At 37.1% G+C, this 9,732-nt stretch carries 8 protein-coding genes and 1 pseudogene; 4 read left to right on the top strand and 5 right to left on the bottom strand.

Going from position 1 to position 9,732, the window contains the following annotated elements:
* The first annotated feature begins 44 nt into the window (after nt 1–44).
* Nucleotides 45–1,571, top strand: a complete 1,527-nt coding sequence (locus MW688_RS16870) for a flavin-containing monooxygenase (protein ID WP_486737181.1) — start codon at nt 45–47, stop codon at nt 1,569–1,571.
* Here the strand turns inward: MW688_RS16870 and MW688_RS16875 are convergent.
* The 3 genes from MW688_RS16875 to ffh are packed head-to-tail and all read right to left on the bottom strand — an operon-like array spanning nt 1,550 to nt 3,681.
* A complete protein-coding gene (locus MW688_RS16875) occupies nt 1,550–1,930 on the bottom strand; it encodes a KH domain-containing protein (RefSeq protein ID WP_486737182.1) in 381 nt (126 codons plus the stop codon). The two genes, MW688_RS16870 and MW688_RS16875, sit on opposite strands and share 22 nt — an antisense overlap.
* The gene (gene rpsP, locus MW688_RS16880; RefSeq protein ID WP_486737183.1) at nt 1,923–2,171 is read right to left on the bottom strand and encodes a 30S ribosomal protein S16; all 249 of its coding nucleotides are present in this window, start codon (nt 2,169–2,171) and stop codon (nt 1,923–1,925) included. The genes MW688_RS16875 and rpsP overlap by 8 nt, the downstream gene beginning before the upstream one ends.
* 58 nt (nt 2,172–2,229) lie before the next feature.
* Nucleotides 2,230–3,681 (bottom strand): signal recognition particle protein, encoded by a 1,452-nt coding sequence (gene ffh / locus MW688_RS16885; protein ID WP_486737184.1) that lies wholly within the window; start codon nt 3,679–3,681, stop codon nt 2,230–2,232.
* A gap of 59 nt (nt 3,682–3,740) precedes the next feature.
* Between ffh and MW688_RS16890 the strand changes: the two genes are divergently transcribed.
* The 3 genes from MW688_RS16890 (at nt 3,741) to MW688_RS16900 (ending at nt 6,146) form a co-directional block, all read left to right on the top strand.
* Nucleotides 3,741–4,043, top strand: coding sequence for a DUF3082 domain-containing protein (locus MW688_RS16890; RefSeq protein ID WP_486737185.1), 303 nt, complete (start codon nt 3,741–3,743; stop codon nt 4,041–4,043).
* Nucleotides 4,040–5,545 (top strand): cryptochrome/photolyase family protein, encoded by a 1,506-nt coding sequence (locus MW688_RS16895; RefSeq protein ID WP_486737186.1) that lies wholly within the window; start codon nt 4,040–4,042, stop codon nt 5,543–5,545. Before MW688_RS16890 ends, MW688_RS16895 begins: the two co-directional genes overlap by 4 nt.
* A 394-nt stretch (nt 5,546–5,939) precedes the next feature.
* On the top strand, nt 5,940–6,146 hold the full coding sequence (locus MW688_RS16900) for a DUF2811 domain-containing protein (RefSeq protein ID WP_486737187.1): 207 nt from the start codon (nt 5,940–5,942) through the stop codon (nt 6,144–6,146).
* A 430-nt stretch (nt 6,147–6,576) separates the two neighbouring features.
* On the opposite strand, the gene MW688_RS16905 is transcribed toward MW688_RS16900, so the two are convergent.
* Both MW688_RS16905 and MW688_RS16910 read right to left on the bottom strand, forming a co-directional pair.
* On the bottom strand, nt 6,577–8,367 hold the full coding sequence (locus MW688_RS16905; protein ID WP_486737188.1) for a peptidoglycan-binding domain-containing protein: 1,791 nt from the start codon (nt 8,365–8,367) through the stop codon (nt 6,577–6,579).
* Nucleotides 8,368–8,799: 432 nt separating this feature from the next.
* Nucleotides 8,800–9,732 (bottom strand): annotated as a pseudogene (locus MW688_RS16910) (hypothetical protein); the annotation flags it as partial.

The following is a 9,732-nucleotide window of genomic DNA, read 5'->3' on the forward strand; positions in this document are numbered from 1 at the left end:
CGCCTGTTACTTGATTATTGTCTATTTTGAACACAAGATAATGAATGGTGCGTTACACGTTGTTAACGCACCCTACGGATTTAGGGGCGATCGCCTGTTGCTTGATTATTGCCTATTTTGAATACAAGATGATGAGTGGTGCGTTACACGTTTGTGATGCTTTTGGACTAAAGTCCAACTACGAACCTGAATTCTCATGGAGGGAGCTAAAAAATTATAATAGTATTAATAGAAAAAATAATAATATAAAAACATTAATGACCACTACAGAAAAACATTTAATTATTGGTGCTGGGTTTGTGGGATTAGGAATCGCCCAAGCCTTAAAACAAGCGAATATTAACTATGACCAAGTAGATGCCAGTGATAAAATAGGGGGTAACTGGTACCATGGGGTTTATGAAAGCGCCCACATCATCTCCTCCCGTCGAGTTACAGAATTTACCCATTTTCCCATGCCTCGACACTATCCTAATTTTCCCAGTGCCCAACAAATGCTGGATTATCTCAATTTGTTTGCGGATCATTTTCAGTTACACCAACATATTCAACTTAACACCGAAGTTGAACAAGTAGTCCCCAGAGAAAATAACCTATGGGAAGTAAAATTCAATAACCAATCCCCAAAAATATACAAAGGGATTATCATTTGCAACGGTCACCACTGGTGTAAAAAGTTCCCCAAATTCACAGGAGAATTCACCGGGGAGATTATCCATACTAAAGACTATCACCAGAGGGAGCAACTGCGAGGTAAAAGAGTACTAGTAATTGGAGGAGGTAACTCTGCCTGTGATGTGGCAGCTGAAGCAGCACGTATTGGGAGTAAATGCTTCCTCAGCTTGAGAAATTCCGTGTGGTTTATTCCTAAATCCTTTGCAGGAGTGCCCGTGACGGATTTAATTAGAGGATGGATGCCCCAATGGTTACAAAGATTATTAGTCTACGGTATCATCAAGGTTACTTTTGGAGATCATGAAAAATATGGTTTAGAGAAGCCTAAATATCGTATATTTGACAAACATCCTACCCTGAATAACGAAGTCCCCTACTACTTGCAGCATGGCCGCATTCAAATCAAACCAGAAGTTTTTCATTTAGATGGTAGGGAGGTAGAATTTATCGATGGTAGTCGGGAAGAATTAGATCTAATTGTCTGTGGAACTGGTTACCATGTTAGCTATCCTTTTCTCCCTCCAGAATTACAAAGAGTCGAAGGGCCAATTGTCAAATGCTATGCCGGGTCATTTCTGCCAGATTACAAAGGTATTTACTTTATGGGTTGGGGACAGGCTAGGGGAGGAGTTGGCTCCCTAGTTAGCGCGAGTGGTGAGTTTTTCACTAAATGTCTCAAACTTCAAGACCAAATCAACGTGCCTCTAGGCTTGGTATTCAAAGAGATGGGACAGACTTTACCGACAACCCATCTCAGCGATCCTCACCAAACCTTTAGACAATTACGACTAGCACGCAGATTTTTTCCTTTGATTGAAAAAAAAGCTCACCAAACTGACAGGAAATACCCTAATTATCAGAACCCAAGTTTAAGCTATTCTTCAACCGGGTCTTGACTTAATTTCGGTTTAGGCATTGGTTTAGACTCGGTGGTTTTTTTACTCCGATTGCCGCTGTGATGTTGCTGGTCGTTTTCCTCACCGTAAATATCTAAATAAATAGACTGTCCGGCGATCGCCCCTGTCGCTGCTAAAACAGTACGAATTGCCATCAGATTGCGGCCACCACGCCCATATATATGACCCTTGTTAGCAGTATCAATAGCTACTCTAATCCAGACTTTTTGCTTTTGGTTGATGGTTTCGCAGTCTATACTCAAAGATTCTGATGGTTCCAAAAATGGCTCCATCAAAAAACGTACTATCCCCATGTAATCCGGGGTTGGTTTGTTTTCTACTTGCTCGAAATTAGGCATTTACCTGTTCAAAAACTTGGGCCTTCTCTAAAATCCGACGTACTCTATCAGTGGGTTGAGCACCTTGTTTCAGACGTGTAACAATTGCTGGAACATTTAAGCGAGTTTCATTAGTTCTAGGATTATAAAAACCTAGTTCTTCTATAGCACGACCATCACGACGTGTACTACTCTCCATGACTACAATGCGATAACTAACTTCTCTTTTTTTCCCGTATCTTTTGAGACGTATTTTAATCATTTTTGCTCATTAATAACATTATAAGTTTCCAAACTCTTATTATAACGAAAGATTTCTCTTAGAGTTGACCAAAACCCTTTTTCTTTTTCTTGGGTTTTTTATTCTTTTTCTTAGTACCCCCTTGGTGACCGCGGAAACCTGGTTGAGGAGCATTTCCCCCAAACATACCACCCATACCACCCATACCAGGTATACCAGGCATAGCGGGCATACCTCCAGTGCTCATTTGCTGCATCATTGAGCGCATACGGGTAAAATCACTTACGAGTTTGCGCACATCTGTTTCACGGAAACCTGAACCTTGAGCAATGCGGCGACGGCGACTTGGAGACTTAGCTAGTAAATCAGGATCATTACGTTCCTCTTTAGTCATAGAGTTAATCATAGCTTCAGTTTGTTTGAGCTGTGATTCGCCTTTTTCCAGGTCGTTACTACTAAGTTTATTCATCCCGGGAATGAGTTTTAAAACTCCACCCAAAGAGCCCATATTCTTGAGTAATCGCATTTGTTTAAGGAAGTCATTGAAATCAAATTTCGCTTCCATCATTTTCGCCTGCATCTTCTCCATATCGGCGATATCGATTTCTTCCTGGGCTTTTTCTACCAAGGTAAGAACATCACCCATATTAAGAATACGAGAAGCTAAACGGTCTGGATAAAATGGTTCTAAGGCTTCTACTTTTTCTCCTACCCCAATAAATTTAATTGGTTGTCCAGAAATTTGACGTACAGAGAGAGCAGCACCTCCGCGGCTATCACCATCCATTTTAGTTAGGATTGCTCCAGTAACGCCGATTTCTTCATTAAAGGTACGAGTTACGTTAGCTGCCTCTTGCCCGGTCATAGCGTCAACAACTAACAGGGTTTCCTGAGGTTTAACTGTTTTTTGAATTTGACTCAGTTCCTGCATCATATCTGAGTCTATTTGTAGTCGCCCTGCTGTATCAATAAGTACAGTATCAACGCCCATTTCTTGAGCTTTAGCTACTCCCTGACGAGCGATATCTACAGGATTAGCAGAGGTTCCGAGTTCAAATACGGGAATCTCTATCTGTTTACCCAGGGTAACTAATTGGTCAATGGCCGCAGGACGATAAATATCTGTAGCCACCATCAAACAACTGCGGTTTTGTTTTTTTAAGTAGTTAGCTAGTTTGGCGGTAGCAGTAGTTTTTCCTGCACCCTGTAAACCTGCCATGAGGATAATTGTCGGTGCTTTTTCTGCCTGGGCGAGGGGTACATTACTCTCTCCCATGACTTTTACTAGTTCGTCGTAAACAATCTTAATAAATTGTTGGTCAGGATTAACACCGGAGATAACTTCAGCCCCGAGGGCATTCTCTTCTACTTCCTTGATGAAGTTTCTTACGACTTCTACGTTAACGTCAGCATTGATTAGTGCTCTTCTAACATCTCTTAAGGCATCTTGGATGTTAGCTTGAGTTATCTTTTTCTGACCTCGTAGTTTTTTCCAACTATCTTCTAAACGTTCTGCTAAAGCGTCAAACATAAAGTTATTAAACTCTCCTATCGGTTTTAAAATTAAAGTAAGTACACAAAGGGCATTTTATGAGTGAAGTAGAACCAACCAGTCAAAAAGTAACTCCGATTCGCTGTTTAATTGGGGCTATTGTATCAGGATCTTTGGCTTTTGCATTGTATCTATTAATGCGAGCTATTGCCACAGTTTTCGCCACTAAACCGATTACCTTTACTAATCCCATCGCTATTAACCTTAGTGTGGCTGTACGAACTCTTGTTGTTGGTCTTACGGCTTTGGGCACTGGAGTTTTTGGCTTCGTGACCCTCGGATTGATTTTACTAGCACTACAGTTAATTATACAAAAATTTAGAGGGAAAGAGCAGCAATGACTATTGGTATTTGGGTATTAGGTAACCAATTATCTTTGGACCAAACTGCTTTAGTTAATTTCCCCGAAGCCCCAGTTATTTTGATTGAAAGTCTCGATTTTGCCAAAACTAGACCCTATCATCGTCAAAAATTGGTGTTAGTTTGGTCGGCAATGCGCCATTTTGCTGAGGTTTTGCGCTCTCAAGGCCGAGATGTTACCTACGCTATTGCCTCTGATTGGTTATCTCCTCTGCAAGAATGGTTAGATAACTATCAAGTAAATCAGTTACAAATCATGGATCCCAGGGATCTCCCCTGTAAAACTAAGATTGAAAACTCTAATCTTAGTTGTCAAATATCCTGGCTACCAAATAACCACTTTTACTGGAGTAGTGATGAGTTTAAAGACTGGGCAGATAAACGCAAAAACTTAGTTTTAGAGGATTTTTATCGAGCTAGTCGCCAACGTTTTCAAATTCTCATGGAGGATAAAAAACCTGTAGGCAATAGATGGAATTTTGATAAGGAAAACCGCAAACCACCTAAGTCTAATCTCAATCCTCCTCAAGTTTTAAGTTTTGAACCTGATAAAATTACTCGCAATGTGATAGAAAAAGTTAATTCTCTAGATTTACCTCTATACGGGAAGATAGAGCCTTTTAACTGGGGAGTAACCCGGGAAGAAGCATTAGCAGTTTTAGAGCATTTTCTTACCCATACTTTAGCAAAATTTGGTCCCTATCAAGATGCGATGGTGACGGGGGAGCCTACTTTGTTTCATAGTTTAATTTCTCCCTATCTCAATATCGGTTTAATTACTCCCCAAGAAGTAGTAAATAGGGCAGAAACTTTCTATGGTGAGGGGGATATACCTTTAAATAGTGTAGAGGGGTTTATTCGTCAAATTCTGGGGTGGAGAGAGTATCTTCAAGGAATATATAGTTATGTAAATGAAGACTATAGCCAGAGTAATTGGTTTGAGCATCAAGAAAGTTTACCGGAGTTATATTGGGATGCTAGTAAAACACAGATGAATTGTCTTTACCAAGTTTTAACTCAAGTAGAAACTACTGGCTATGCCCATCATATTCAACGTCTGATGATTCTCAGTAATTTTGCTCTAATTGTGGGTGTTTCTCCCCAAGGGATAGAAGATTGGTTTCATAGCGCTTTTATTGATGCTTATGATTGGGTGATGCAAACGAATGTTTTAGGTATGGGGCAATTTGCCGATGGTGGTGTTTTAGCTTCTAAACCTTATGCCGCTTCAGCTAATTACGTAAACCGTATGAGTGATTATTGTAGTAACTGTGTCTATAATCATGGCGATCGCACTGGCGATAAGGCTTGCCCTTTTAATTTCTTTTACTGGGATTTTCTAGCCCGTCATCAGTCACGGTTAAAGTCATTGGGGCGTATGAATCTAGTTTTATCCCATCTCAAGCGCTTTGATGCTCAAGAATTGTCAGAGATTCATGAGTTAGCTGATAATTGGCGAAGACAATTTACTTCTTTAAATTAATAACTTTTATCAAGTTTTTTTCTCTTGTTTTCCACTAAACAATCCCCACTCTTTCCACAATTTATTTTGCTTTTTTCCACAGTTTACCCAGGTTTTTCCACAGCCTCTTACCTAATAATCGGACTTTGCCCTTTTTTATATGTTTATGCTTACAATCGTGCTAAAAAACCTATTTATATAAAGTTATGTAACGAAAAATGACCTCAAACCCTGATAACTTGGTTGAGAAAAAATTATTGACGGCAATTACTTAATTTTTTGTATCATTGACAAATCCCCCCTAAACAAGACAACAATAGTTTTAGTGACCAGTTCTCAACTCAATAGGACTAATAGAAGAGTTGAGTAACTAGAACTTATTTTTATTCGTTGATTGTGGAAAGTTAAAGTAAGTATGAACACATCCGTAAGCATTTTGGCAGAGATTCCCGAAGAGCTACATGAATCCTTAAGTAACTATTTAGAAACCCATCCCAATTGGGATCAAGATCGTGTTTTCGCTGCGGCACTATCGATGTTTTTATTACAAAGTGGTGAAAAGACTAAAAATTATCGTTACTGCGCCCGTGTCTACCTAGAAAATATTTTTGAAAAGCATTAACGCAAACTACTAGGGGTTTTTTAAGTGTAATGAGGTATTAATGAGGTACAGAGTTTAACCCCAACAGAAGTTCCTAACTTAGGAACTTCTTTTTTGTTGTGTGATTATTATGTGATTATTAAGATAATAAACGGTGCGTTACGGCAATTAATTAGCTTCTGTAGGTTGGGTTGAAGCATGAAACCCAACATTAATTTTATTAGTATCCACTTTGATTGTGGGGTTTTTTGGTTCAAAAAAGTAAGTATAAATACTTAAAAAAACTCATTACTTCTTACTCATTACTCATTACTCATTACTCAACCACAACCAGTAACATTAGGTAAAGATGCTAGGGTCTGAGTTTAAGGTTAGTTTTTCCCATCTTGCTTAAGATACCCAGGCTACATCGGGAGAGCGATCGCTGAACTGTTACCTTTATTGGAAATAGTTATAGTTGTATTTCTCCTGATTCAACTAATCTCCAACCTTCGTTGGTTTTTTCTAATTTAGCGGGTTTAATCATTTGAATATCTTTGCCTTTTCGAGTTGTAGCTAAATCATCTCGACAAATAAATAACTGCGATGTATTCATAATTGTCAGGGTTTGAGTATTAAAGATGGCTTCTGGATTCAATATTAAATATTCATTGTATCTATCATTACTAACTACCAGATATTCTCCTCGACGGTTTTCTTCTAATTCCACATTGTTGTTAAAACTCCCGCCTAATACTTGGTCTATAGTATCTAAAGTCATTCTTACCGTTGTTCCCGGTATATCAATATTCATAGTTTCTAAGACTTGTATTCGCTTAGATTGTGCCTGCAAAGATTGCTTTATCGATTTGTTATTTTGATGATTTGCGGCGATTGATTCCTTAGCTTCTTGAACAAATTTAAATAATTCTTCTAAACTTTTGTTTTCGTTTCCTTCTGCTTTGGCAATTGCTACTAATTCTGTTAAGAGTTTAGCAGCTATTGATAGTTTACCTACATACAGAGAACCTTTTTCTTGAAGTTGCCATATTTTACCATTAGGAACAATATTTATTTTAGCTGGTTTTTCTAGGCTAAATTCACTATTTGGTTGAGGATTTTCTCCCTCAAGGATAAATAATGATTCTATTGCTTGTCGTTGGCGATGAAGATTAATTTTCCTCATAGCATTGGGAAGTAGCCAATAAGATTTACCGTGGTTATTTTCTGTTAAGACTACCCAGTAATAACCATTATTAACTACTTCTAAATAAATTTTATCGTTGGTTTGTTGTCTATAGGTTTCAGCGGTTACAGATACAGGGATTATATATTCTAAGAGAATTTGAGGTGTATAGTTATAGAGACAAATTAATTCTTCAATAGATATGTTTAAGGGTTTTGGTTGTTGATTTACTAAGCTTCCGGTAACTGTAATTACTTCGCTATTGCTAGTCTGGGGAGATTGTTTAACTATTTGTTGGAGTTTATAAATTTCATCTTTTAAAGAATTAATATTTTGATGATTATTGTCAATATTACTTTTCAGATTTTCAAGATCTTCACCTAAACCAGTAACTTGTATTTGGCTTTTTCGCTTATTTTGCCGTAATTTTCTAGCGTTAAGAAAAGACGAGATGGTACTGAATATACCAAGTAGCAGTCCTAATCCAGCAGCTAAATATAACCATATCGGTGTTGTTGTTGGTGTTGGTTCTGGTTTTGGGTTAAACTCGATACCTTGATTCTCTAAATTAGCTTTTACTGCTTGTAATTGTTTTCCTAAATTCTGAGTTTCATTTACTAATGTTGTTTTTAATTGATTGTAAGTTGCTGGTCCTAAAATTCCATCTCCTTTCATACCATATTTATTTTGAAACTCTGTAATATTACTTATAGATAATGTATTATCTTCAAAATAACCTATTATTCTAATAAGTTCTTCACTTATTGTTAAATTTTCTAAATCTTGACTAGAGTTAAAAGCGTTAATTGCTTGCTTCAGTTTTTCAAAAATTTTGTGTGATTGTCCTAAATAAGTTCTAGAAATTGGTTTTGCTCCTCCTGCAATATTTTTAGGTTCGCTTTCAAGATAACTAAGTACTTGACTCAAAGTACATTTACTTTCTTGAGGTTGACAAGAACCATCATTTTTTATTTCAGGAATATCTCCAGCAAATTCTCGATATTTTGTTTCTAAGTTTAGATAACTTTCTTTGATATTCTTCTTCTGCTTTTCTGTTAAGCTACTGCTTGTAGTCACATTTACTGACGGACTTCCATCACTATGATTTTCAGAAGAGTATCTACACCCTGTTAATAAAGTAACTAACAATATCGCTAAAACTAATAACCCTAGTCTTTTTTTTTAAACATGGAAACCCCCTAATATAATACATTTAAATTATTTAGTAATCAATAGTTACGCTTAATTGCCGTAACTCATATCTTGCACTCCCAAAAAAGTACAGAAATAGGCCAACAGGCGAGAATCAATTATTAAGCGCGATCGCATTAATTCTTTAACTCATTACTCATTACTTCTTACTTCAAGACTTCAAGACTCCTTACTCCTTACTCCTTACTCCTTACTCCTTACTCATTACTCATTACTCATTACTCATAATTCATCCACAACCAGTAACATTAGGTAAAGATGCAATATCTGAGGAACTGTTACCTTTATTAGAAATAGTTATAGTTGTATTTCTCCTGACTCAACTAATCTCCAACCTTCGTTGGTTTTTTCAACTTTAGCGGGTTTAATCAATTGAATATCTTTGCCTTTTCGACTGGTGGCTAAATCATCCCTACAAATAAATAACCGCGATTTATTCATAATTGTGAGAGTTTGAGGATTAAATATGGCTTCTGGATTCAATATTAAATATTCATTGTATCTATCATTACTAACTACCAGATATTCTCCTTGACGGTTTTTTTCTAATTCAACATTGTTGTTAAAAGTCCCGCCTAATACTTGGTTTGTAGTATCTAAAGTCATTCTTACCTTAGTTCCTTGCTCAGAAGAATTGCTTACATGAACAGGAGGAGTATGATTAGCGGGAGTTTGTGAATGTTCTAACTGTTGTGGCGAGAAGGTAGATTTAGAACTCGGATTAGAGGGGGTTGAAGTATAATCTTCATCTGAATAATTTGTTTTGTTTTCAGAATCTAATCCTGATAGAGGATCGAATCCTCGTGACTTGATTTGTGTATCGGGTGAATATTTTTTGAAAGAACTACCTGGGTAAATGCTGGAGGAGGAAGAAGTGGAGCTTTTCTGTTGTGCTTGAGCGATTTCGTTTCTAAGTAAATCAATATTTTGATTAATAACCTGTATATTATTTCTAATACGCTTATTAGACTCATCTATTTTTTTGTGCATTCTTTGCTGATTTTGCCTTAATTTGATAGCATTAATTGCAGCTACCATAGCACTGAATATTCCCAACAAAAGTCCTAATATAGCAGCTAAATATAACCATATTGGTGTTTCTGATTTTGGAGATTTTAATTCATTAATTTGCTGTTGCAATCCTTCTATTTGTTGTTCTAAGTTTGTTGTTGGTGTTGGTGTTGGTGTTGGTGTTGGTGTTGGTGTTGGGTTTGGTGTTGGTGTTGGTGT

It is taken from the genome of Johannesbaptistia floridana, assembly GCF_057440575.1.